We start from the raw sequence: 25,259 nt of genomic DNA on the forward strand, positions 1-25,259 counted from the left end.
GTTATCGATTAGCTAATTCTTCTTCTGGAATTGGGACTACCCAAGCGGTATTCGGTATATTACTGTTACCCGTAGTCAGTGAAGAAAGTACTGTCTCTATTTTTTTCCGCTTATAGTAGTACCACAACTGCCCTTCTCCATAAAACTCTTTTCGATATTCTTTCAGAATTTCATTATCCAGATTTGTCGTCGTTGTGAGTGCAGTCAGCCCTCTAGCATTCAGCACTTTATTCAAATAAGCAAGTCCTGTTGCCGGTGTGGGGTCCGTTTCGGCCAAGATATAGTACATTTCACTCAATCGGATGAGAGGAATCAGGTTACGTTGTTGTTCTACCCCCACGCGTTTATCCGCGATATCACTGTACTTAAAAAATACCTCGTGCCCTACTATCGCTGGAGGGGTTTTCCACAAATAAGTATAACGGTAATCCGCTGTTTTTTCCTCAAAGACTCTATTTATGAATTTATGAGGTCCTCCAGCCAAAATATTATCCCCCTGTTCATAATAGAAGTACTCATTGTAGTTGTTGTACAGGTCATTTGAATAGGCTGCAAAAAGAAGCTCCGTATGGAATATCCGGTCTGGATTTTTCGTATCTGCCGTGATTTTGGCCCCTTTTATCCATGGAAATAGATCAGATTGCTCGACGACTTCTTTGGCAGCCTGATGTGCCCCCACCTTATCTTTTCTATACAATAGCGCCCGCGCTTTTGTTCCCAACACCGCATAATAGTTGAAACGGTGGTTGTTCTGCTCCTTATAACCTAAACTCTTCACAGGATCATCCTTCATTAGAGACAATGCTTCATTGAGATCCATTAGCACCATATCTATCACCTTGTTCGCTGGAGACAATGGCTGCACTTCTACATTTGTCGCTCGGTAATAAGGGATAGCATGGAGTGTCGAATCGGCGCTATCATACACCGGCCCATACAGACGCAACATATCAAAATGTAGAAATGCCCGCAGGCCCAACAGCTCTCCTTTCATGGTATGGAGCCGATCGTGCTGCAATACCGCCCCCCCTTTGGTATCTATGGCCTCTATCAATTTGTTGATATTAGCGATAGCAACATAAGCATCCCCCCAAATCGCTTTTATACGAGGTTTGACCACCTTGGTTTCTCCATACTCATAGCGACCTAAAGCGGCCAATGCATGTGTGGCAGCACTGTTGGTCATGTACAACTGCGCCAATATATCTGGAATAGTCAAGGTAAGATTATCCCCATAGAGGTTGTTTGACGATAATTTGATATACACGCCATTCAGCGTCTCTTCAAATCCCTGTGCCGTCGAAAAAACCTGCTCTTCGGAGAATCGATCCTCTGGCTGTACATTTAGCCATTTGGTACAAGAACTAAAAGCCAGCCCTATAGAGCACGCAATGATTAGTTTAATATTCTTTAGTTTCATAATATTCTATTATTGAAAGTTTGCCGACAAACTGAACGATACTGTACGGGCAAATGGGTAACTGATACCGCGCTCTCTTTTTACCGTAGACAGTCTAAAAATCTCATTCACATAACCTGTAAACCGGAGGTTGCTCAATCGTGCAGATTGCATCCATGCTCGATTACGCAACTCATACCCTACGCTTGCAGATTCTAGTGAAAGTGTATATTCCTTTTGCACAAAACGCGAAGATGGTTGGGTCGACTGGTCTACGTTTGATGTTGATTCATCCCAATCATTTAACTGGATTTTTCTAAACTCCGCAATATCTCCCATCTCTTTCCACCGCGAATAAAGCGCACGTCTATCCTGATTGCTATTCACCATATCGCTCCAGTTGATATTTTCTACTTTATTGAACAGTGCCGAGTTAAAGGCTCCTTGGTTAAGGATATACCTAAAATTGACTCCCATGGTAAATCCTTTGAACGAAAAATTACTGCTCAATATTCCCTGAAATTTAGGTGCAGAATTGGCCGCAACGACCTCATCTTCCCAATCATACTGGAAGGTATAAGAACCGTCCTTCTTTCTAAAAACTTCGTTTCCTGTAGCTGGATCTATCCCCAAGGAAGGCACAGCCCATATATCATTGGGTGATCCACCGTCGCGATATTTCATCAAGGTACGACTATCACGCAGGCTTCTATTCAACGTCTCCAACACATTTCCGAATCCGGAATAAGTTTGCTTCACCGTGGAAGAAGTAAGCCCTAAAGTCCATACCACACGCTCTGAAGGTCTATAGATCGGCGAATATCGCGTAATAAGTTCCAAACCGTCTACAGTCAATGCTCCCGCATTTATAGGATAGTTGGACAATGCTGTCGAAGGTGGCAAGGTAATACCGACAACAAGCGGATCCGTAAACTTCCGGTAAGCGTTAACCTGTACCGAAACCCTATTATTGAACAAGTTAGCATCAAGTCCTACACTTGTCTGTCTCGTACTCTGCCATTGCAGGTTTGGATTACCTAATGAAGACAAATACAATCCCTGCCCCGAATAATTATAATCTTTGTAATAATCATAGGTACTGATTGAAGTATAGCTGGCAAAGCTTTGATTTCCAGTAATCCCGATATTTGCGCGCAGACGCAATAAATCGACCCACGTCGCTTCTTTCAAAAACTCCTCTTGGTTCAGGTTCCAGCTCAGTCCTGCCGAAAAGAAAGGTGAGTACACATTATTCGTTCCGAAGGAAGTCGAGCCATCATAGGTCAGCGATAGATCGGCATTATAACGTCTATCGTACGAATAGTTGAAAGAACTCACGATAGAATTCCGACGACTGACGCTCGATGAAGCTTCCGGTCTACCATTAGGCGCATATCCGTAAGCAAATCTCGGATTACCGTTACTATTGGTCGGAAATCCTACAGCCAAGAAACCTGCACTCGTATTATCCAGATCACTCACTTCAAACCGTAACACACCATTGACCAAATGCTTTCCAAATGTCTCTCCATACTGCGCTCCCACATTGGCCGTATAACCAAAAGACTCTCTATTTCTTGAACGCAGTGTTCCACGTTCCAATATAGCTGTCTTATCAAAACTCAGATCCAATGGCGAAAGAAATCTTTCCGACTTCGTATTGAATTTTTTGACTTGTATCGACGACTCTAACCTTAACGCATTATTGAGCTGATAGATTGCCTTAAAGTTGTTGGTCAGATCAAAATTCTTAGCTCGGTCAAAATTCGCCAACGTCGTCGCATACAGTGGATTTCTTATATATGTCGTTTCTTTGGTATCGTATTGTTTAAGTTCTGCCAAATACCTTTCCGAAGCATCTTTCTTTTCGTAATAAGGATTGGTATTCACCCAGGTTGAGAACTCGCCATAAGGAGATTCTTCACTCTCAAAACCACTCACGTACAGTTGGTTGATAATATTCACCTTTCCTGCACGATAGCCGAGATTCAAACGAGCACCCCAGTTTTTACCACCAGACCCCTTCATCACACCGTTATAGTATTTATAATCTCCACCTACAGAATAGGTCAAAGCATTCTCTCCTCCACTCACCATCAGAGAGTGCCGTTGCGAAAAGCTCGTCTGCAACGGTTCGTTCAGCCAATAGGTATTTACACCACGAGCCAGTTCTTTCTGATAGAACGAATACAACGAATCCAGCTTCTCCTGTTTTTCCCAGCTATCATTACGATAATGCCTGGTAAATCTTCCTGACAGGCGCTCAAATTCAATTTTTTCGGTAGCATTCATCATATTATATCCCGACAGATCCGGAAACTGTATATTCCCATCCGTGGTATAGTTGAAAATAAGCTCCCCTGCTTTAGGTCTTATCGTCTCAATGACCACCACACCATTCGACGCTCTAGATCCGTATGCTGCCGTAGAGGCTGCATCCTTCAATAGTGTCACCGAAGCGATACGGTTAATATCCAGATCCACGATAGTCTTCAACGACGTCTCAAATCCATCCAGTATAAATAACGGCTGATTTGGATCCGAAGAAAATTCATCCCTCAGCCCTTCCGTCGAGATACTCGATTGCCCTCGAAGTTCAATAGTTGGCAACGCATTTGGATTTCCCCCCGCAAGATTATTCTCCATAATTAAAAAAGAAGGATCCAATGTTTTCAAGGACTGCAACACGTTGGTATTGGATATTGCTTTAAGCTCTTCTCCCTTAAAAGACGAAGTAGCACCTGTAAAAGTTTCTTTCCGACGTTCCATCATTCCAGTGATGATGACCTCTTCGACTTTATGTTCTTGCCTTTTAAGAGTAATGATCGTCAGCCCTTGACTTTTAGTCACTTTAAATTCCTTACTTTCATAACCTAAATATGAAACGATAAATGTCTCGTTGACCAAATTGCCAGAGATATCAAACGTTCCGTCTTCCCTAGTTGCCACAGCCCAAGTCTGGTTCGACTTTAACCTGACCGATGCCCCCTTGACCGGAGCACCCTTTTCATCCAATATTTTGGCGACAAGCTGTTGCATAGCTGTTTGCGTCACCCTACCCGGACTCGTTCCGCTTTTTTTCCGAATAATAACAACCTTATTATCCAGTACATAGTCGAACCCTTGATTTCCTAAACAAAGATCTAATACCTCTGTCAGTCCGACAGCAGATACATCCAGCGTAATGGGAGGCAATGCTTTCACCTGCTCAGAGTTGTACATAAAATCATATTGGGTCTGTTTTTGCACCAGATCAAGAACCTCTTTAAGGCTCGCATTTTTAGCCTTAAGGGTGACCTTTTGTGCATAAACAGAGGCACTGACCTGCACAAGCATCAGTAGCCAGATCCCGATGACCAGTTTCATCATGAGAATACACTTCTTTAAACGGGACAAATAAATGTCCACGTTATAGATTAATAATTTATACATTTGAAATGTGTAGTTAAATAATTAGAATTAGTTACTATTAGGTATAATCAACTGATTTTCTACATGTATAGCGGGAGTGTTGCTGCACTTCCGCTTTTTATTCAGTTTGTTCATTATTGCATGCTTAGGTTCCATTTACCCTTTACTCCACAACGATCCTCCTTTCTTTAATAGTGAATTTCAGGGTCGATATCATTTCAAGTTTAGTCAACAGTTCGCCCAAACTACGTGTCCGTGCCAAACTAGCTGTCACCTTTTCTTTTGATTTTTTACGCCACTCTACTCCATCGACATCATACCAGTTGACCAGCTCTTCTACCACTTCCTCTATTGGCCGATCCACAAAGCTGAAGTATCCATTTTTCCAAGCTACGACAGTGCGTACGTCGACCTTCTTTTTTTGTAGATCAGCCACGCCTTGTTTCACGTAGGCCTGTTCGCCTGGCGACAGAATCAACTTAGATCCGTCATTTCTTACCGACACACTTCCTTCTATCAAAGTTGTTGCCGCTGTTTTCTCCCTGTTTACGGTCTGTATATTGAACGAAGTACCCAATACCTCCACCACAGCGCCTTCTATCTGCACACGGAATGGTCGTTGCTTATTGTGTGCCACTTCAAAATAGCCTTCACCCATTAACCGGACTTCTCGTTTTCCATTCCCTTCGTAGTAAGACGATACTTCTAGCTTAGATCTGGCATTAAGCCATATTTTTGTGCCATCTGACAGAATAACTTGGTTGGACACCCCTTTAGGCGTAGAGAAAGATAAAAATTCTTCCTTTGTACCTGGCTGAGCCAGCACATCAAAACGGTACACTCCTTCACCTATTCGCTGTACAGCGACATCTTTTGTTTCCAATCTGTCTAGCGAATCATTGACGACAAACACAGAGCCATCGCCCAGTTTGACCAAAGCCTTATCATCAGGCAAAGTGATATCCACTGGAGTGACCGCTAGGTCTGTCGTAGGCTCCTCCTTCCAGAAATCCAATTTCATAAGGCCAACAGATACGATTCCAGCAATCAAGACCGCGGCGGCATAACGCACCCAAGCAAGCCGACGCGTACTGCGAGGTTGCTCCTTACCGACACGCTCTTCAATCCGCTCAAACACAACGTCCCTTGCATAATGGATTCCCATGTCGACCTCTATCGTTTCGTCGATAACCCTGTTGACCTCTTCTTCACTCAAAGACAACAACAACTCCTCAAATACAATACGCTCTTCGGGCAGAAGAGTTCCTGCATTATACTTTACCCATAATTCTTTAAACCTTGCTGTACCCAAAATTCAGATTGCTTTTATTAGAAGAACACCGCAAAAAGAGAGCATAACTACTCCATGCTATTTTTTTTTGCAGAAAAAAGAAAACTTAGAAGAAAAAAGTCACAAAAGCCATATAGAGATCTCCATTCTTCCCTTTAAGCTTCGCTTTTAGTTGCTTTAAGGCTCGGGTGATATGGTTATTGACCGTATTTGGAGAAATCCCTAACCTTTCGGCGATCTGTTGGTGCGTCAACCCTTCATTTCGGCTCATTTCTATAACCTGTCGCTGTTTTTCGGGCAAATCAGCGATAGTCAAATTCAACAGATTGACTAACTCCTGATAAAAAATACGTTCTTCAAAAGAGTCAGCTATACCCGTAACCTGCTCCGCCAGGCCATCATGCGCTGCCTTTGCTCGCTTTATAGACCTTAATTTATTAATACTGAGACGCTTGGCAACCACATACAGAAAAACCCATAAGTTACCTTCCGTATCGATCTTATCACGGTGTAGCCACAGCCTTGTAAAAACTTCCTGCACCACCTCTTCAGCCAGAAACTGCTCCTTAGTAATCTGAACAGCGACACTATACACCCCTCCCCCCAGTTTATCATACACCGTCTTGAACGCCAGTCTGTTCCCAGCGATGAGGTCTTGTACAGTATCACGATCCACTAAATGCATTCGAGAAAAAAACTTAAGGGTAAGTATCTGTTAGTTACGCAAAAGTACAATATTATTTCAATTCTACCGCTATAGAGGGGCACAACAAAAAAGGGATAACAAAAACCCAAAAGGTTTTCGTTATCCCTATATTAACAGGAACGTATCCCCTTAAAAATCTATAGGCTATAACCGCTTACTACTTAACAAACATCCCTCTCGGATTATTGACTCCCGACAGCACGGTTTCGATTTCTGTACCGTCTAGATTTGCTTTCTTGATAATTCCATTGTTGGTCTCCGCCCAATATATTTTATTAGCAGTGTGATCTACCGTCATACCTGAGCCCCCTCTGTTACCAGAGAATGTCGCAATTTTGACCACTCCTGAGCCATTAAGCTCTGCTCGCATAAGTCCTCCTGCATTCCGATCATCATAATAGATCTTCTCATTGATCTCATCGACATACATACCATATCCATAAGCTCCTGCGATGAGTATACTTCCTCCTGTTCCATCAGCTTTCGCTACATGCAGATTTTCTTCATTCACATCATAGTAGTAGATAAATCCAGTTTTGCTGTTAAAACCAATCGCCCGCATTGATCCCCCCACTACTTTGATAAACTCCTTCTCATATCCGCTACCATCCAGATTCGCGCGAGATACATTTGTACCATCCGCTATATACATCTTATTATCAGCAAGATTGACCGCCACCCCATAAGGAGCACCTAATCCCGAAAGAAGCTCTTCCACATTGCTGCCATCAGCATTCATACGCCACACCTTGCCGGATCCTGAGTTTTGGAAATCACAGTAGTAAATTTTTTCATTTACCGCATCGTAGGCCATTCCGTGTCCCTCTTTACCCGTCATGCTGATTACGGTTTCAGCTGCCGAGCCCGGCACAAGCGACACCTTACGTATTAACTTGCTTCCATACTCTATAAAAAAGAGCTCCTTATCCGTATCAATTACCGCATCCGGATCAATTACAGCCAAGTCAACCGAATAGTTCCCCGTTCCTCCTGCCCCTACAGCTTTCAACTTAACAGTATATACGCCCGGAGCCGTATACGTCTTTAAAGGCGCTTTCTCCTTGGAGCTCGTTCCGTCACCAAAATCCCAGAGATAAGTTTCCGCACTCTCGGAGCCATTAGCAAACTCAATAGCCTCGTTAATTTTAAATTCTGTTCCCTTGACCATAAAAAAGCTTTTCACCGGCTCGCCTAGATCGTCAAAGTTGTATTTATTGTCTTTACAGCCTACCATTGCGATCAACACAATCAACAGTGTAGGCAACACTCTTTTCAACATGTTCATAATATTTAAGTTATATTATTAGTTCAACCGTGATATCCTATCTTATATTAAAGCTCTGTCCCTCTGAAAAAAGAGAGAATGTTGCGTTTTCAAAAGAAACCTTATCCTTACCGAACACTTTCAATTTTTTAGGAGCCGACACCACTACCACCTGACTATCTCCTGCCACAGTCGCTTTTTTTCCCTTCACAATAATCGCAGTCCCTTCATCTATCCCGATCAACATCTTGTCCGGATGATCAGCCAAAACACTCAGTAACCGGTTATAACGGCTTCTTATGATAAAATGTTGATCAATAATGGCATCCGTCAGATAACCCATTCCTTGAGCCGTCTCTGCATTATTTTTTCTCACCTCTTTAAAACTTCCCCCCGCTTTCTCCTCTCCGGTAAACATAATCGCAGACATTACTGCCGCACCGGCACTTGTTCCCGAGATCGTCGCTCCCTGCGCATGGGCTTTATGCAATGCATCATAGAGCTTCGTTCCTTTGACCACATTCATAAACTTATTCTGGTCTCCCCCGGTTATATAGATCAGACGTGCATGTGCTACTGAATCAATCCAAGACTGCTTTTCATTCGCTTCTTCCCGGGTAAAGTTAAAACTCGCTATTGCATTGTCGCAATGCTGCAAGAGCTGTCCACTGATAAACTCGACAGACTCCTCCGGTATACTTGTCGCCATAGGCAGCACGACAATATAATCTGAAGTCCGAAGATTCGCTGTCCTGACCAGGGTATTCACCAAGGCGTCCGAACGGTCGCCCCCTCCAATAATAAAAAGACTACCCTTTGATTGTCCAAGCGTGAAGCCTGCCATGCACACAAAAGCAATCAATACTAAATATTTAACTACAAAACCTCTTTCCATTACTTATAGATATAAACTGAAATTTTACCATTTTCATCCACCGTGCCACGATACATACCCGAGGTATTAAATGTCATAGCCACCTTACCCGTTTTATCCAAGCCAATGATTCCTCCATCACCCCCCATCTTTCCAATCTCATCGATTACCTGTTTCGTCGCTTGTTCGAGAGACAATTTCTTCAATTCGATCAGTGCAGACACCCTATTGGCTGCCACTTCTCGAATATAATACTCGCCCCAGCCCGTACTAGATATCCCGGCCGTCAGGTTATTACAATAGGTTCCCGCACCAATAATCGGCGAATCGCCCACACGACCATATTTCTTATTGGTCATACCACCAGTAGAGGTTCCCGCAGCGAGGTTTCCTTCCTTATCCAAGGCAACAGCGCCTACTGTACCGAATTTTTTATCGGCTTCCGCAACACCCGAGATCCGGCTCTTACGTATATCCACATCATTAAAAGCTGCACGTCCGGTCTCTTCCTCCCGTTTGGTCCGTTGCAATTGATCCCAGCGCTCCTGGGTAAAGAAATAAGAAGCCGGCACCGTATCACAGCCATTAGCGGCAGCAAAGAATTCTGCCCCCTTTCCGACCATCATCACATGTTCCGATTTATCCATCACCGCTCTTGCTGCATTGATGGGGTTTTTTATATTCGTAATACCAGCTACCGCACCCGCTTTTAGCGTCTTACCATCCATAATCGAGGCATCCAATTCATTCTTGCCCTCATTGGTAAATACAGCCCCTTTCCCCGCATTAAAGAGCGGTGAATTTTCCATCACATTAACAGCTGCCTGCACCGCATCCATAGAAGATTTACCTTCCTTTAAGAGGTCATAGCCGCTTTGGAGCGCCTCCGTCAGCGCAGCCGTATAGGCGGCTTCCTTTTCCGGTGTCATATGCTGTTTTTCGATTGTACCTGCCCCACCATGAATCACCATTATATACTTGGCCTCATCGATCTTCACTGCCTGATTTGTGCAGGATAATACGGTACTAGCCATCCCGACCAAACAAAAAACTCTAAAAATATTCTTCATCTCAGATCCTATTATTTAACGAGCCGATTGACTCCAGTTTCCACTTACAACTGACCACCAGTATTTTTCCCAACCGGTTGTACTGGCTGGTTCAAATGTGGTCATATTGAATCTATTATTTATTGCTGTCCCAGCTATTGCTACTACTTCTATGGCCTTTCCTCCATTATTCCAGGTCACAGGCTTGCCATCTTCAAATACCTCTGCTTTCTTACTGCCATCTGTTTTTAAGAAAAAAGCTTTGTTAGCTCCTAGCACTTCCGCCATTCCGTTCGCATCAATACAGACCGCGGTCTTTTCATCTACCGCAATACCATTAGGTGTTTTATTCCAGTCCTTCATGATACGTCCTAAAAACACGGCAGATCGTCCTTGTCGGCTACGTTGGGTAAAATGCTGATCCGTGATTACGTTTTGTAAGAAAGGAGCTTTCAGCAGATCATCTCTTCCTATACTAACTCTTTGCCCGTAAGGATTAATCAACGCATCAGCCGATTCCACACCACCTCTTTCTGCACTGAAATAGTAGTTGCCTAGAATAGCCGCACCAGCACTCGTACCTCCAACGGGCACTTTCTTCTCTGTCAGCAGATAATTAATAGCCGCCATTGTTTTCGTGCCTTTCCAGTACCCCACATAATCCGCCTGATCCCCACCTGCGATAAACAGCATCTCTGCATTCCGGATGATATGGGCTACCCCCGCATCGTCAGCTAGTTTGCGCGAGTCTATTTTTAATGTTTCCACCGAGTTGACTGTACCCAACCCCTTAATATAAGCATTATAAGCATCCGCTCCACTCGATCGAATCACCACCACATCGCCTCCACCACTACGGGCAATCATCCATTTTATTGCTGCATCCACATCAGCTCCTCCTCCCATGATGACGATTCCAGCTTGCGTTGGCGTTTTCACATCAGCGGTATCTCCGACGATACCTATAGAAGCTGGGCGTGCCACAGGTTTAGTCGGCTTGGGTGCATTCGGATCAAATGGATTAGGTGTATTATCCTTCTTACAAGAAGTAAATAGTGCCATTGCACCAAATACAACAAGAAAACCAATGTTTTTCATAATCCCCCTTCTATTTACCACCGTAATTTGGATTCTGCTCCATACTCTTATTTACCTTTATCTCCTCGGCCGGAATTGGAAAACAATATTGAGCCGCTGTAGGTTCCAATTTTATAGCCCCTACGGTATTGATCGCATCCTGTGTCGTACGCTCTACAGGAAGACCACGTCGTTTCAGATCAAAAAAACGATGACCTTCAAAAGCGAGTTCTTTAAACCTTTCGTTATAAATGGCATTCACCAGGCTTTGTTTATCTACAAAATTCTGAGGTATATAATTGTAAATTCGGGCAGCCCGCAGATCATTGAGGTCTTTAGCTGCTGCAGAAAGCGCCGCCGCACCATTACCCTTCTCCAACTCAGCCTCGGCACGTATCAGGTACATTTCAGCCGTACGAAAGAGCTTGATGTCAGCCAGGCCACGATAGCCCGCCTTACCTCCGGTATACTTTTCAACAGCATATTGCGATTTTCCGGTAGGACGGTTCGCATCGTATTTGATATAGCTCGCAAAACGTACATCATCATTGCGCTGTACAGTGGTTCCAAATAGATCGATCAGTTTGAAAGATGGAGCATATAGTACAATATCCCCTGTCTCCCGATAAAAAGCAGCACCAACCCGGGACTCTCCAATCAAGCGGGGCAATCTCCACACCAGCTCCGCTTGGCTTTCATCCTTCCATATCTTTCCAAAATCATTCTTCGGAGCCAACGGCTCCTTCGCAATTACTTCTGTTGCAAAACCCGACGCTTCGTCCCATTTTTTGGCATATAACGCTACCCGTGCCTGAATCGCTGATATCGCCGTTTTCGTAATCCGGCTATTATCACTAAATCCATCCGGCATGAGCTCTTTTGCCGCCTTCAGATCGGCAAAAATATCATCAAAATTAGACTGTACCGTTGGTCTTGTGGGATAAATAACTTCATACTTTTTCATATAAGGAACTCCCATCCCGTTGGGCTCATAAGAAGAAGCATAGCCCCTCAGGAGCTCAAAATGACTATAAGCCCGTAGCGCAAGTAATTCGGCTTGATATTGATTTGACCGATTTTGCTCGCTCGCGGCAATATTCAATTTTGGAATAGCTTCTAATACTAGATTCGCCCTACCAACAGGCATATACAAATCATAAAACGGAGAAGTCACGGAACCCGAAGACGAGTCATAGATCCATCGGTGTGAGGAAGTATTGGACACTGTATTTTCTGTCGGAAGCATCGCTTCATCAGATACGATAGCTACCGCATCGATCCAACCTGAATTAAGCACTGCATAAGCTCCCAAAACGCCCATATTTACATCTTCTAGATTACGAAATGCTTTGCTGGCATCAATCTGATCTACAGGAGGGAGATCTAGCTTATTGCAAGACTGTAAAACAGCACCCGTCAGTGCGAGTAAAACAACTATATTTTTGATATTCATAATTCTCTAAATTATCTCGTGAACTCGTGAAAGTCCGGTTAAAAATTAACATTGATACCTGCCGTATATTTTCGGGCATTCGGATATTCAAACCGCCCATACTGTCGGTTGTTTTCCGGATCCAATCCACGCCATGTTGTCCAGGTAAACAAGTTTTGACCTTGCACAAAAATATTAGCCCTTTTAAAAATTGTCTTTCCAAACAATGCGACCGGAATACTATAATTCAGCTGTAGGTTTCGCAGACGCATAAAGGACGCGTCCTGAATATCCTTGGATGTAAAATTCCGAGGAACATCTATCCGCTGTAGTACAGCAACATCGCCCGGTTTTTTCCAACGGTCGTACAACATTCGTTTACTTTGATTACTCGTCATGTAGGCCTGGTTCTCGATATAAAAATCAATATTATTCCAGCGATCCACACCGGACACAAAGGACAGCAATGCACTTAGAGTCAAGTCTTTCCAACGGAAGCTGGTCGTGATCCCTCCCGTAAACTTAGGAAACCGACTTGCCGACAACGGCACCGATTGCCCATCCGAATCGTAGACATTCGTGACCGAACCATCCCTATTATAATACTGCGCATCGCCATTTTCAGGATTCACCCCTGCCCACTGCGGACCATAATACGTGCCATAAGGAAGTCCGACCTGTATAATCCGGGTATCACCATCCATCAACTCATCCGATACGTCACTGACCCGCAATATCTTATTCTGATTATAAGCTCCATTTATACCGATATTCCAAGTGATATCCTTATTCCTTATAAGATCCCCATTCAAAGCAAATTCGATCCCCTTGTTTCCCATTCTTCCGGAACTCAATGGAATCGTAACCCCCGCCCCCATTCCTACTGTCGCAGAGGGTTGCAGATCCAAGAACATATTCCGGGTAATTTTATTATAAAAATCAACTGTCAAGTTTAAGCGTTGCCCACGAAAGAGGCCTATATCGAATCCGGTATTAAACTCATTGACATATTCCCAATCCGAATCGGGATTTGCCAGATTTGCAGGACGCATTGCTGGTTGGCCTCCATAGGATGTATTTACCGAGTACCATGACATATGGTTAAAACTAGAACCAAGCGGACTTGCAGTCTGCCCGTAACTGGCTCGCAACCTTAGTACCGGTATGAATTCATTCTCACGTAAGAACTCTTCTTGTTTTGCATCCCAGGCAGCCCCAAAGGAATAAAATCCATGCCAGCGATTTTTGCTCGGCACAGAAGCTAGAGAAGCTCCATCATACCTATAACTTCCCGTGATGGTATACTTGTTATCGTAGGTATAGCGACCGATTCCCATATAAGATAATAGAGCTGTCGCATCCCTTCTTCCTGTCAAATCAGGAATAAAGGCGGGGCTTACCGTAATCGCTTTCGGCGATTACGGAAGACGGTCATCCAAGCCATAACCTGTATAGCCAAATGCTTTTTCATTGCTTTGGACATATTCGAAGAATCCCGACACTTCAAAATCGTGCAAATCAATCGCTTTGCTGTAGGTCAGTCCAGAAGTAGACACCAAGTTAAAATATCTCTCATACCCTTCTCCAAAAGAACCTTTCTTTCCAAATTGGTTCTGCCCAATATAAGATAGCGGATTAACGAAAACCTGCCCCTCAGAATTTCTAAAATCAACCCCCGCACGGGTAGACACTTTCAAGCCAGGCATGATTTCATATGCCATATTCAATCCCAAAATCGTTTTAAATTGGTTTGTTTTGTTGGAGGTCCCATATAACACATCAATCCCCCGGCTACCTTCCCGGGTATCATAGAATGGATGGTCTGTATCGGTCGCATAAAAAACACCATCAGCCGTGTACGGATATTCATACGGTAGGGCATAGTACACAGATGCCATTGGCGAACCAACCCCTGTACCACCTTCATTGTATGTAAAACGGGAATTGGAATACCCTAGACTGAGGTTGACTCCTGCCGTAAAGCGACCATAATTCATATTGGTATTGCTCCTCAAGGTATACCTATTCATTCCTGTCTCTTTGACGATCCCATCTTCATTCCAAAGACTCAACGAGTTATAAGTCTGCACGTTTTCATTCCCTCCACTCAAGCTGAGCTGCTGCTCCATAAAACGTCCATCCTGAAAGAAAAGATCCCGCCAATCGGTATCCATATTCCGCAAACTATCCAACGCTTGATTGGCATCCTTCTGCCATCCTGCAGACTGCGTATTATAGTTGGGGTTTCTTGGAGAGAGTCTCCATCCAGGGCCTATATCCCGGCCTGTCTCCAGTCCGACCTCTTCCTCAAAGCGGAGCCGCTCTTTGGAATCCATCATTTCAAAAGCTGTCCTCGTCAACGTAGAGAAACCATACTGCGAGCTATAATTAACACTTAAACGTCCCTTCTTCCCTTTTTTCGTCGTTATTACCACCACACCATTTGATCCACGGGAGCCGTAAAGAGCTTTGGCCGAAGCATCCTTCAAAACATTCACGTTTTCAATATCTTCCGGGTTGATTGCCTGAAATGCGTTCCCTTCAATAGGAACACCATCCATCACATACAGTGGCCTCGTCGTCCCTCGGATAGAACCAATACCTCGTATTACCACATCGGCACTCTTTCCTGGCTGCCCGGAACTCGACACCACACTCATGCCCGGTACTTTACCTTGAAGTACCTGATCCAAAGATCCCATAGGCACTCCTCCAATATCTTTAGCTTGCACCGAAGCTGTTGCACTCGCGCTTTTACCTTTTTTATAATCGGTATAGCCTGTTATGACAACCTGCTCGATGAGGTTATCATTAGCCTGTAATACAATATTCAAATTTCCACTACCAACTTTAACGGTTTTAGAGAAATAAGAAATATGGGAAATAATCAGTTCATCTCCTTCTTTCGCATCAATGGAAAAAGTACCTCCACTTGTGGTTGACACCACTGCTTTCCCCCCTTTTACCGTAACAACCGCTCCGAGAATAGGATTGCCCGATTCGTCAACAACCTTACCGGTCTGTTGTTGATGCTGCGAAGTATGATAAGCCACACTCGTATTAACTGGTGCAGCCCTCTTAATGACCACCGTCTTATTCACTATTTCGCACTCCAGGCCATACGGGGCCAAGATCGACTCCAATGCTTGATTGAGGTCCGTATTGTTAAAAGATACACCTCTCCTTTTGAATTCAGCCACATCCACATCTTTATAAAAAAAGCTGTAACCGGACTGCTTCTCCATCTGTTGGAAAATCTGTTTAATAGACGCCTCTTTGAGATTCAAGGTTATCTTTTGCGCCTGAATTGGCATAGGCATCTGGAGTAAGGCTGTGGATAGCAGAACAACAGAAAGTCGCGTTTTCCAATTCCCTTTTGCAGGATATGCCTTTTGGATTTCCCCTAACAAATTCCCTTGCGAAGACCATTCTTGTCCCCGCCCTGTCGCCAACGGCTCTGCCGACTCCAATTCTCTTGGTCGAGCTTTAGTGTACTTTTTCATTAGGTTAATTAGTTATGTTAGTAATATATAATTTAGAGTGACTGCTTCTGGAATTCGATTTCTTTATGCTTGAGTTTATTCTCCCCTATTTTAAAGTGAATTCCAGCCACCTGGAGCACCTCCAGGACCTCAGCTAGGTTCATTTTTTGACTTATCTTGCCACTAAACCGCTCTGTGGAGGATCCTACATCCGACTTTATTTTCAAATCGTACCAGTTGGTGAGCTCTTCCATAATCTGGTTGGGTGTCGCATTATGGAATACAAAGTATCCATCCTTCCACGCGCTATATTCCGAGGCGTCCACAGTTCTCTTTTGCAGCTTATTACCCATGACGATAACCTGTTCATTTGGCAATAGAGGAATCTTTTCTGCTCCGCGCTCCAGCTGCACCCGACCTTCCATCAATGTTGTACGTTGTGTTCCGTCCCTATATGCCGCTATATTAAAATGCGTCCCTAGTACCCTCACCTTCTGATCAGCAAATGCTACAACAAAAGGTTGCTTATCGTCTTCCGAAACCTCAAAATATGCTTCTCCCTGCAAACGTACATTGCGCTCAGGGCCCAAAAATCTAGATGGAAAGGAGAGTTCACTTTTGGCATTCATCCACACCTTAGTACCATCTGGAAGATTTATTCTAAATATATTTCCTTGAGGTGTAGTCACAATATTATTGACAACCGCTTCCGATGAAGCGTTGTAGATCAGCTCCCCATCTATAATGGCCTGAGAACTACCGATAGTGCGGTTCGCTCCACTGTCTGGCGAAAGGAGAACCACTTTACCATCTTCAAATGTCAATCGGATAGAATCCTGCACCGGCATTATCTCTGCAATCGCACTAACATCCAGCTCCTTATAGATATTATTGGTGTAGTAATGTAAAACCCATGCAGCAATCCCCACTACCCCAATAACCATTGCTACACGCAGTAGTGGCCTTAGATAGGTTACAGTAGATTTTGGAGATACGTTTTTGACACTTTCCAGCAAGCGTTTACGTATTTTTGCTCTACTTTGCTCCTGCTGCAAAGGATCGAGCATAGCTTCCCCCTCCACTGAATCGAACCAAGTGCTCAACGTTTTAAATTCTTCCGGATTTTCAAATCCATCAAAATAGGCCTTTCGTATATTTTTATTCTTTTCTGAAAGAGGCATATCAGGTATTATATGGGTTACTTACTATATAGTGCCTCAGATTAAAACCAGCACCTACGCGGAAAGAGAAAAATTAGAGGTATAAATACAAAAACGCGTAGAACCCACTGGTTTTCAGGCGAATTCTTTTTATTGCCTTATTGATCTGATTCTCGACTGTACTCTTAGACAAGCCATATTCTATCGCTATTTCATCAATAGTCTTGTGATTGAACCGGCTCTCTTTAAAGATAAGTTTACATTTCTCCGGCAGATTTTCAATTTCTTCATGCGCCAGATCGAGTATGTATCGGTAGTGTAGTCGATCTTCCAGTGGGGCTTCTGGCAGTATCAACTCGATATTTTCCATATTCATATGTATGCCTTTTTCCTTATCAAGGTATTTGAAAGTCAGGTATCGCGCACCACTCATTAGGTAGGCAGGCATATTCAGCACCTCATGGATTCGACTTCTATTCTTCCATATACTCAAGAATAGGTCGTGCACAATATCCTCTGTCGCCTCGACCTGTTGGATTTTACGGTACACCTTATTATATACCTGCTGCCAATAGCATTCATAAAAATCGGCAAAAGCACGCTGATCACCAGCCGCCAACCTTTCAATCCAGGAAGGATCGCTCATTGCTTTAGCCATATTATAATTGAATAGATAATCACAAATATAGTAAACGGCCTACTTTCCTGCTAACAATCAAAAGCTTATTTATCAGTCTCTAATTTGTAATGCTTCCCAAACAATCTATCATTACATTCTGACAAACAATCAAGCTACATGTTGCATTATTCCCTTTATAGCTACCCTTCCATGCACCCTCTATTATCTGCAACACTATCTCTATCAGAGAGAAATTAATATTAAGTTAATACGGCATTACTACCTTTGGTGCATATCTTCAAATATCCACCACTAAGATTATGGAAAGCGAAAATATCAAAGAATGGACTGATGTCGAATTATTTGTAAAACTTCGTGAAGGAGACTCGTATTCCTTTACCGAAATTGTTAATAGATATTCAGACAGGCTTTTTCGTATTATACAAAAACGAGTCTCGGACAAGGATGACTCTCAAGATATACTGCAGGACATCTTCATCTCTTTATGGAGACGTCGCCAAGATATCCATATTGTAGACTCCTTCTTCCCCTATCTATCCAAAGCCGTGCAATACGAAGTGATTGACTTTATGGTTAAGAAGGATAAAAAAATCAAACGAGAATTTCTATTAGCAGAAAAAAGTGATCTGGACATTTGTACAACAGATCATTTTGAAGACAAAATCCATGCAGATGAACTCGACAACCTCATTACAGGTGAAGTGGATCGTATGCCAAAAACCATGAAGGCTGTATTCACACTAAGTCGCAAACATGCGCTTTCTATCCAAGAAATCGCGACCCAATTAGCCTTGTCTGAACAAACCGTAAAAAACAACATATCACTAGCCATCAGCAAGTTGAAATCCAGGTTTAAGTTCAACTAAAGAAAAATAATATTTTTTCGGTACTTCCTTACTTCTTTCAGGGTTATTATATTGTATGAAGGAAGTATATGCATACCGAGCGCTTCTAAAGAAATATTTAGAAGGTAAATGTACAGAGGAAGAAAAATCTCGTATTCGCCTTTGGTTTGATTCGTTTGATAATGAATCTGCTTCAGAAGAGGCCCCTTTTGACAAGGTGGCATTTATTCAAACACTACAACATCGAATAGAAAAGTCTGATGTAATACCCCTATCGAGAAAAAATAGAAAATCCAGCAAACTCATACGATTTTCAGCTGTTGCCAGCCTGATTCTCAGCCTAGGCATATCTATCCTGCTATACCATCAGCAATTAGCCCCAACCAAAGCACAATCACTCGCTGCCATCATCCCTTCTACATCAGCAGAAAATGATAATGATATTCTACCTGGTACACATTTCGCCACACTCAGCGATACAAAAGGAGTTCAAAACCTTGATCAAGATTCTATACTGATACTATCAGAATCGGCGGAAAAATCTTTTACCGATGAATCCATATCCCTCGAGACTCCCAAATCCGCTACCTATCAGATACAATTAGAAGATGGCACCAAAGTCTGGCTCAACGCATCTTCAAAGCTAATATTTCCGAATAAATTCAATAATGATGAACGACTGGTATCCTTAGAAGGAGAAGCATATTTCGAGGTTGCCAAAGACCCTAATCGCCCTTTTCGGATTCAGTCTAAAGGAACAGCGATTGAAGTCTTGGGCACATCGTTCAACTTGAAGGCCTATGACGAGGCAGTATCCACCTCTCTGATAGAAGGAAGTGTAAAAATCAACAACGGAAAACAAGTAGCTTTACTTATCCCAGGGCAGGAAGCTTCGACCCAAAAAGACAAAATAGTCATAACTGAGTCTGACCTACATGAACGGTTGGCTTGGAAACGAGGTGAATTCTATTTTGACGGACACAACATCAAGACTGTAATCCAACAAATCAGCATATGGTATAATATCTCATTCGCAGACGATGTTTTATTTACAGACGACTATAGTTTTAAGGGAACCATCAACCGGAATTCTAAACTCTCTGAGGTAATAAAAATACTATCATTTGCGACAGACCAAAGGCTGACAATTAAAGGAAGAAAAGTCTGTTTATTGAAATAACCACCATTTATCAAAAAAAATCGCCATGACATAACATATACTAAACCCCAAAAGCCATCATAACGAAAAAAGGGGATGTTGACGCATCCCCCGTTAATTGAAAGGCTTATTTCCGTGATCGTAATTAGGAACTATTAACCTTAAAACAATTCAAATTTATGAATTTTTTTTCAACATCCCCTTGTTGGGATTCTGTGAGGCTACAGAAGAAAGCACAAGCCTTAAAAATTCTTTGCATCATGAAATTATATGCTTTGATATTCCTGCTCTTCTCTGCTGGAGTATACGCATCCACAGGACGTGCACAGACCGTCAATCTTAAGCTAAAAAAAGTACATTTAGAAGATGTGTTGGAAGAGATTTCCAAACAGACAAAGCTAAAGCTTTTCTATAACCAACATGTTCTGGTTAACACCAAACCTGTCAATGTATATTCGATTGATGATGACGTCGCCGATGTGCTAGAAAAAGCATTGAAAGGACAGAACCTCCGATTTGAAATCATCGATAACACCATTGTAATCAGAGAAGATACCAAGACAGATATCGATATCAAGGGCACGGTTAGAGATTCTCTCAGTACATTAGGAGGAGTATCGGTGTTTGTAGAAAAACATCCAAAAATATCAACTCGAACCGACGCCAATGGACAATATACCTTACGTGTACCCGAAGGTTCGACCCTGATCTTTCGCTACATGGGCTATGCCGACGAGCATATAGCAATTGATAATCAAAAGATCGTCGATGTTACCTTACGCACGCAACAATCCAAACTTGATGAAATCGTCGTCGTGGGTTATGGTGTACAGAAAAAAGCCAATCTTACTGGAGCAGTGGATATGATTACCTCCGAGCAGCTGGCCAACAGACCTATTGCTAGCGTCGGAGCAGGTCTACAAGGGCTCATTCCTAACCTTAACATAGGCATATCCAACGGCCGAGCCACCACTAATCCTACATTTAATATCCGTGGCTATACCAGCATAAATGGGGGTAGCCCATTGATCCTCGTTGATAATATACCGTATACCGAAAGTGAAGTTGCCACCATCAACCCCAGCGATATCGAATCCGTATCCGTGCTAAAAGATGCAGCAGCTGGTGCTATTTATGGTGCTAGAGGAGGCTTTGGAGTCGTATTGATTACAACCAAATCAGCCAAATCTAACAAATTGGAGATCAATTTCAATACCAATATCGGCTATCGTACTATCGGTAAGTTACCTAAAACCGAAGCAGACCCCTATGTTGTCATGGATTTAAAAACACAGGCAGCAAGACCGCTCTACAACCTCTATCCAGAGTCAGCACGCGCATATGCCAAGCGCCGTTCAGAAGACCCTACACTACCTGAGGTAATATTATCCGACAACGAGGACAGCTGGATATATACTGGTAGCACACATTGGCTCAAAGAGGCCTACAAAGAAAGTGCTCCAACTTATATTGCCAACTTAAGCCTAGCTAAAAAAGCAGACAATCTCAGCTACTACCTATCTAGCGAATACTATCAGCAAGACGGGCTTCTGAAATTCGGCAACGACATTTACAGGCGTTACAATGTACGAGGCAAAGTAGATCTTGATGTCACAGATTGGCTTAAGATATCCAACAATACCCTATTGACCATGTCTCAGTATGATGCTCCGGTATATCTGGATGAGGATTTTTTCTGGAACATAATATCTACCAATTCATTGAGTGTTCCTAAGAATCCTGACGGAAGCTGGACTTCTGCTGGAGCTTCTGTACTTGGTCCATTAAAAGATGGTGGTCGTAGAAATTTTAAAAACAATGAGTTTTTAACCACCTTTTCGGCATCTGCAGCACTTCTTAAGAATATTTGGGACCTTAAGGGAGATATGACCTTCCGCAGAGGAACCTTCGACCAGCGCTCTTTCAACGTACCTGCTTTATATAAAACAGGCCCCAACTCAGCAGAACAACAAACTTTTGCCAACTCTTGGGCAAAAAATGACAATACAACAGGTCGATACAATGTCTTTAATCTATACACAGATTATCACCAACAACTTGGCAAGCACTTCTTACAAGCCTTGCTAGGTTACAACCAAGAGTATCAATATACCCAATCTTTGTGGACCCGTCGCGATGGGCTTCTTTCTCCTTCTCTACCCTCTATAGGCACAGCTGTAGGCAGCAATATCTCGAATCACGAAAGTATCAACGATTGGGCTGTACAAGGCGTATTCATACGGACGGCATACAACTATGGCAACCGTTATTTGGTAGAGTTTAATGGCAGATATGATGGTTCATCACGCTTTCCTAAAGGAAAAAGATGGGGTTTCTTCCCGTCGGCATCTGCAGGGTGGAATCTTTCAGAAGAACAGTTTTTCAGACCAATAAAAGAATCTATCCAACTGGATATGTTTAAGATAAGAGGATCATATGGCTCATTAGGCAACCAGGCTTCTGTATCAGAATATGGCTACATTCCGACCATGAGCAACAAACAGGTAGATTATATCTTAGGCAAAGGAAAACCACAGGCCGTATATGCTCCAGGAGCAGTATCCGACAATTTCAGTTGGGAGAGTATCGAGACCGTCAATCTCGGTGTAGATTTAAGTCTTCTTAAAAACCGTCTGAATATCAATTTTGACAAATACACCCGTTACACCAACAATATGCTTATTTCTGGTAAAGAGTTGCCAGGTATATTCGGAACAACAGTTCCCCAAGAGAATGCTGGTGATTTAAAAACTAAAGGATGGGAGCTTCGCCTAGGCTGGCGAGACAGTAAAGATATAGCCAACTCAGCGTTATGGTATAGTATCAATCTAACCTTGGCCGACAATCGCGCCTGGATCACCCGTTATGACAACCCAAGCAAGTCATTGGGTGGATACTTCGACCGTTACTATGTGGGACGTGAGATTGGCGAGATATGGGGTGCAGATATCACAGGATACTTCAAAAGCGATGAAGACGTTAAAGACCACCCCAATCAGACCGCCATGGGTACCGATGACCAGTCGTACAAATTCTATGCTGGAGACCCCATATTTGCAGACCGCAACGGTGATGGTAAGGTCGATAAAGGAGACGGAACAGTAGATAATCCCGGTGATATGTATGTCATAGGAAACGATGCTGCGAGACTCCCATATGGAGTCGATTTATCAGCCGGATGGAAAGGCTTTGACATACGCGCTTTTGTACAAGGTATTGGAAAGCGCGATTGGTATCCAGGTGCATCTAACATGTACTTTTGGGGAGTATTCACCAATCCCTGGACCAATCCTACCGTACAGAATCTAGATTACTGGACCCCCGAAAATCCTGATACTTACTTCCCAGCTATACGTGCATACTCGGCAGAAGACAGCTATCAACAGCTCGGCATTCCAAACAACCGTTACTTGCAGAACGGTGCTTATCTTAGAATGAAGAACCTGACTGTAGGGTATACATTACCACAGCGCATCCTTCAACGAGCACACATTAACAAGCTAAGATTCTTTTTCAGCGCCGAAAATGTATTTGAAATATCACATATCAAAGTAAAATTAGACCCCGAATCTATTGGCCCCGGAAGTACAGCACAGGCTGCTTACCCATTCCAACGCACATATACCTTTGGTCTATCCGTCAGTTTTTAAATATAAAGATCGTTAGTTATGAAACTCTTACAATATTCTATAATGCTACTAGCTGTTGCCACAACAGCTTGTAAGCAAGACTTCCTACAGCGGACACCGCAGACCAATGTAACGGACGAGACATTCCTACAGAACCCTACGGACCTAGAAACCTACACTAATGGGCTATACAGTCAGATAAAGGCCAATTATACAGATCTTCTATCCGACAATATCGCTTTAAGCAATAATGATCAAAACGCCGATGTACGGACATTATTGACCGGGACATTAAGTCCTGCTACTGTAGGAGGTTGGAACAAGTCGACTTGGGAACCCTTACGCAATATCAACTTTATGTTAGGTAAAGCGTCAAAAATCCAGGGAGATCCAGCCGTTATCAACCATTACATTGGCGTAGCACGTTTCCTAAGAGCCAACTTCTATTATACCATGGTCAAACGATACGGCGATGCACCATGGTATTCTACCGTAGTGGGTACCAGCGACGAAGCATTGCTCTACAAGGCGAAAGATCCACGCATATTGGTGGTAGACTCCGTCATGGCAGACCTTGAATTTGCAGCCAGGCACATACAACCGAGCCGTACAGACAATACATACGTCACAAAATGGTCTGCCCTCACCTTGCTGTCTAGAGTCGCATTGCACGAAGGAACCTTTAGAAAATATCATACCGAACTAAAGCTAGAAACAACAGCCAATGCATTCTTAGAGCGCGCGGCATCAGCCTCTGCCGAAGTAATCAGTCAGGGCGGCTTCCAGATCGAAGGTAATAGTGTAAATGACTTTATTAAGTTATTTTCGAGCAATAACCTCTCGTCCAACAAAGAAATCATTTTCCTTCAGCGAAATGACAAAAATCTAGCCGTAGCCAACAATACACATACCGTCCTGGACTGGCAATGGGCCTTAAGCTCCAGCTTAATGGATGAGTTTTTGATGGCAGATGGCACATCATTCACCGATTTAAAAGATTATGACAAAAAGGAGTTTGTCCAGGTATTTGAAAACCGTGACCCGCGTTTGGCGGCCACGATTATGCCTCCAGGATTCAAGACTTCCGAAAATGGCAATCCCTATGTAACACGACCTGACTTCGGAGGTTACCTTCAAATAAAATTTTATCCGAGAGATCCCGCTTTACGGGGAGGATGGGTATTGAACTATACTGATCTACCAATCATGCGTTATGCCGAAGTTTTACTGAATAATGCCGAAGCCAAAGCCGAACTGGGCACCCTGACACAGGCAGACCTAGACAACACCATCAATAAGTTACGTACCCGAGTAGGCATGCCAGCTTTGCTGATGACCGAGTCCAATGCCAAGCCTGACAATTACCTTTCAACAAGGCATCCCCATGTCACAGGCAATAATAAAGGGGTCATTCTCGAAATACGCCGAGAGCGCCGCGTCGAGCTTGCTTGCGAGGGATTCCGGTTTGACGACCTCTATCGCTGGAAAGACGGAGCTTTACTAGCCAAAAATCCGGAAGGCTTCTATATCTCTGGCCTAGGTGCTATCGACGTGACCGGCGATGGTACACCTGATATAGCCATACTGAAAGACGGAGACGAAACTCCTTTGTCAGGTCTATCTCCATCTATAAAAGAAAAAATTGTCAAATTTAATATCAATAGCGGAAATTTCTACCTTTCAAAAGAGACCTCAGGGCGTATTATGTTTAATGATGACAAAGCTAATCAACGTCCTCGTAGCTTTGACGAGAAGAAATACTACTATTTCCCCATACCTTTAGAACAAACCATCCTTAATCCGAACCTAAAACAACCGGAAGGCTGGCAATAATAGAAAAG

At 43.2% G+C, this 25,259-nt stretch carries 17 protein-coding genes; 4 read left to right on the forward strand and 13 right to left on the reverse strand.

Annotated features, from left to right (window positions below; translation table 11 throughout):
- Window position 1: 1 nt before the first annotated feature.
- The 13 genes from JKG64_RS21695 to JKG64_RS21755 all read right to left on the reverse strand — a co-directional run bounded on the left by JKG64_RS21695 (window position 2) and on the right by JKG64_RS21755 (window position 17,803).
- Entirely contained in the window at window positions 2–1,420 is a 1,419-nt protein-coding gene (locus tag JKG64_RS21695; RefSeq protein WP_210356366.1) for a RagB/SusD family nutrient uptake outer membrane protein, read from the reverse strand.
- Window positions 1,421–1,429: 9 nt separating this feature from the next.
- Complete coding sequence (locus JKG64_RS21700; RefSeq protein ID WP_210356367.1) at window positions 1,430–4,768, reverse strand: SusC/RagA family TonB-linked outer membrane protein; 3,339 nt, start codon at window positions 4,766–4,768, stop codon at window positions 1,430–1,432.
- A 205-nt stretch (window positions 4,769–4,973) separates the two neighbouring features.
- On the reverse strand, window positions 4,974–6,122 hold the full coding sequence (locus JKG64_RS21705; protein ID WP_210356368.1) for a FecR family protein: 1,149 nt from the start codon (window positions 6,120–6,122) through the stop codon (window positions 4,974–4,976).
- 85 nt (window positions 6,123–6,207) lie between these two features.
- The gene (locus JKG64_RS21710; protein ID WP_210356369.1) at window positions 6,208–6,786 is read right to left on the reverse strand and encodes an RNA polymerase sigma factor; all 579 of its coding nucleotides are present in this window, start codon (window positions 6,784–6,786) and stop codon (window positions 6,208–6,210) included.
- A 178-nt stretch (window positions 6,787–6,964) separates the two neighbouring features.
- Window positions 6,965–8,092, reverse strand: a complete 1,128-nt coding sequence (locus JKG64_RS21715) for a PKD domain-containing protein (protein WP_210356370.1) — start codon at window positions 8,090–8,092, stop codon at window positions 6,965–6,967.
- Window positions 8,093–8,129: 37 nt separating this feature from the next.
- A complete protein-coding gene (locus JKG64_RS21720; protein ID WP_246512755.1) occupies window positions 8,130–8,966 on the reverse strand; it encodes a cyanophycinase in 837 nt (278 codons plus the stop codon).
- The gene (locus tag JKG64_RS21725; protein ID WP_210356371.1) at window positions 8,966–10,015 is read right to left on the reverse strand and encodes an isoaspartyl peptidase/L-asparaginase family protein; all 1,050 of its coding nucleotides are present in this window, start codon (window positions 10,013–10,015) and stop codon (window positions 8,966–8,968) included. The genes JKG64_RS21720 and JKG64_RS21725 overlap by 1 nt, the downstream gene beginning before the upstream one ends.
- Before the next feature lie 15 nt (window positions 10,016–10,030).
- A complete protein-coding gene (locus JKG64_RS21730; RefSeq protein ID WP_210356372.1) occupies window positions 10,031–11,092 on the reverse strand; it encodes a cyanophycinase in 1,062 nt (353 codons plus the stop codon).
- A gap of 10 nt (window positions 11,093–11,102) precedes the next feature.
- Entirely contained in the window at window positions 11,103–12,524 is a 1,422-nt protein-coding gene (locus JKG64_RS21735; RefSeq protein WP_210356373.1) for a RagB/SusD family nutrient uptake outer membrane protein, read from the reverse strand.
- A gap of 38 nt (window positions 12,525–12,562) precedes the next feature.
- Complete coding sequence (locus JKG64_RS21740) at window positions 12,563–13,879, reverse strand: SusC/RagA family TonB-linked outer membrane protein (protein ID WP_210356374.1); 1,317 nt, start codon at window positions 13,877–13,879, stop codon at window positions 12,563–12,565.
- Window positions 13,880–13,921: 42 nt separating this feature from the next.
- On the reverse strand, window positions 13,922–16,006 hold the full coding sequence (locus tag JKG64_RS21745; protein WP_210356375.1) for a SusC/RagA family TonB-linked outer membrane protein: 2,085 nt from the start codon (window positions 16,004–16,006) through the stop codon (window positions 13,922–13,924).
- A gap of 32 nt (window positions 16,007–16,038) precedes the next feature.
- On the reverse strand, window positions 16,039–17,166 hold the full coding sequence (locus tag JKG64_RS21750) for a FecR family protein (protein ID WP_210356376.1): 1,128 nt from the start codon (window positions 17,164–17,166) through the stop codon (window positions 16,039–16,041).
- Window positions 17,167–17,239: 73 nt separating this feature from the next.
- Window positions 17,240–17,803 (reverse strand): RNA polymerase sigma factor, encoded by a 564-nt coding sequence (locus JKG64_RS21755; RefSeq protein WP_210356377.1) that lies wholly within the window; start codon window positions 17,801–17,803, stop codon window positions 17,240–17,242.
- Between the two features lie 281 nt (window positions 17,804–18,084).
- On the opposite strand from JKG64_RS21755, the gene JKG64_RS21760 reads away from it, so the two are divergent.
- The 4 genes from JKG64_RS21760 to JKG64_RS21775 all read left to right on the forward strand — a co-directional run bounded on the left by JKG64_RS21760 (window position 18,085) and on the right by JKG64_RS21775 (window position 25,251).
- A complete protein-coding gene (locus tag JKG64_RS21760) occupies window positions 18,085–18,651 on the forward strand; it encodes an RNA polymerase sigma factor (protein ID WP_210356378.1) in 567 nt (188 codons plus the stop codon).
- A 55-nt stretch (window positions 18,652–18,706) separates the two neighbouring features.
- A complete protein-coding gene (locus JKG64_RS21765) occupies window positions 18,707–19,810 on the forward strand; it encodes a FecR family protein (protein ID WP_210356379.1) in 1,104 nt (367 codons plus the stop codon).
- A gap of 239 nt (window positions 19,811–20,049) precedes the next feature.
- Window positions 20,050–23,439 carry a TonB-dependent receptor gene (locus JKG64_RS21770; RefSeq protein ID WP_210356380.1) on the forward strand — a complete coding sequence of 1,130 codons (3,390 nt, stop codon included), beginning with the start codon at window positions 20,050–20,052 and terminating at the stop codon, window positions 23,437–23,439.
- A gap of 18 nt (window positions 23,440–23,457) precedes the next feature.
- Window positions 23,458–25,251, forward strand: a complete 1,794-nt coding sequence (locus JKG64_RS21775) for a RagB/SusD family nutrient uptake outer membrane protein (RefSeq protein WP_210356381.1) — start codon at window positions 23,458–23,460, stop codon at window positions 25,249–25,251.
- Window positions 25,252–25,259: the final 8 nt, after the last annotated feature.

Origin of the sequence: Sphingobacterium tabacisoli (assembly GCF_017908035.1) — a bacterium.
GTDB lineage: Bacteria > Bacteroidota > Bacteroidia > Sphingobacteriales > Sphingobacteriaceae > Sphingobacterium > Sphingobacterium tabacisoli.

Bases quoted from the DNA above. Each gene is read 5' to 3' on its own strand.
- JKG64_RS21770 (WP_210356380.1), top strand. From the start codon at position 20,050: ATGAAATTATATGCTTTGATATTCCTGCTCTTCTCTGCTGGAGTATAC.
- JKG64_RS21725 (WP_210356371.1), bottom strand. From the start codon at position 10,015: ATGAAGAATATTTTTAGAGTTTTTTGTTTGGTCGGGATGGCTAGTACC.
- JKG64_RS21750 (WP_210356376.1), bottom strand. From the start codon at position 17,166: ATGCCTCTTTCAGAAAAGAATAAAAATATACGAAAGGCCTATTTTGAT.
- JKG64_RS21745 (WP_210356375.1), bottom strand. From the start codon at position 16,006: ATGAAAAAGTACACTAAAGCTCGACCAAGAGAATTGGAGTCGGCAGAG.
- JKG64_RS21710 (WP_210356369.1), bottom strand. From the start codon at position 6,786: ATGCATTTAGTGGATCGTGATACTGTACAAGACCTCATCGCTGGGAAC.
- JKG64_RS21765 (WP_210356379.1), top strand. From the start codon at position 18,707: ATGAAGGAAGTATATGCATACCGAGCGCTTCTAAAGAAATATTTAGAA.
- JKG64_RS21775 (WP_210356381.1), top strand. From the start codon at position 23,458: ATGAAACTCTTACAATATTCTATAATGCTACTAGCTGTTGCCACAACA.
- JKG64_RS21715 (WP_210356370.1), bottom strand. From the start codon at position 8,092: ATGAACATGTTGAAAAGAGTGTTGCCTACACTGTTGATTGTGTTGATC.
- JKG64_RS21730 (WP_210356372.1), bottom strand. From the start codon at position 11,092: ATGAAAAACATTGGTTTTCTTGTTGTATTTGGTGCAATGGCACTATTT.
- JKG64_RS21720 (WP_246512755.1), bottom strand. From the start codon at position 8,966: ATGGAAAGAGGTTTTGTAGTTAAATATTTAGTATTGATTGCTTTTGTG.
- JKG64_RS21695 (WP_210356366.1), bottom strand. From the start codon at position 1,420: ATGAAACTAAAGAATATTAAACTAATCATTGCGTGCTCTATAGGGCTG.
- JKG64_RS21735 (WP_210356373.1), bottom strand. From the start codon at position 12,524: ATGAATATCAAAAATATAGTTGTTTTACTCGCACTGACGGGTGCTGTT.
- JKG64_RS21700 (WP_210356367.1), bottom strand. From the start codon at position 4,768: ATGATGAAACTGGTCATCGGGATCTGGCTACTGATGCTTGTGCAGGTC.
- JKG64_RS21760 (WP_210356378.1), top strand. From the start codon at position 18,085: ATGGAAAGCGAAAATATCAAAGAATGGACTGATGTCGAATTATTTGTA.
- JKG64_RS21755 (WP_210356377.1), bottom strand. From the start codon at position 17,803: ATGGCTAAAGCAATGAGCGATCCTTCCTGGATTGAAAGGTTGGCGGCT.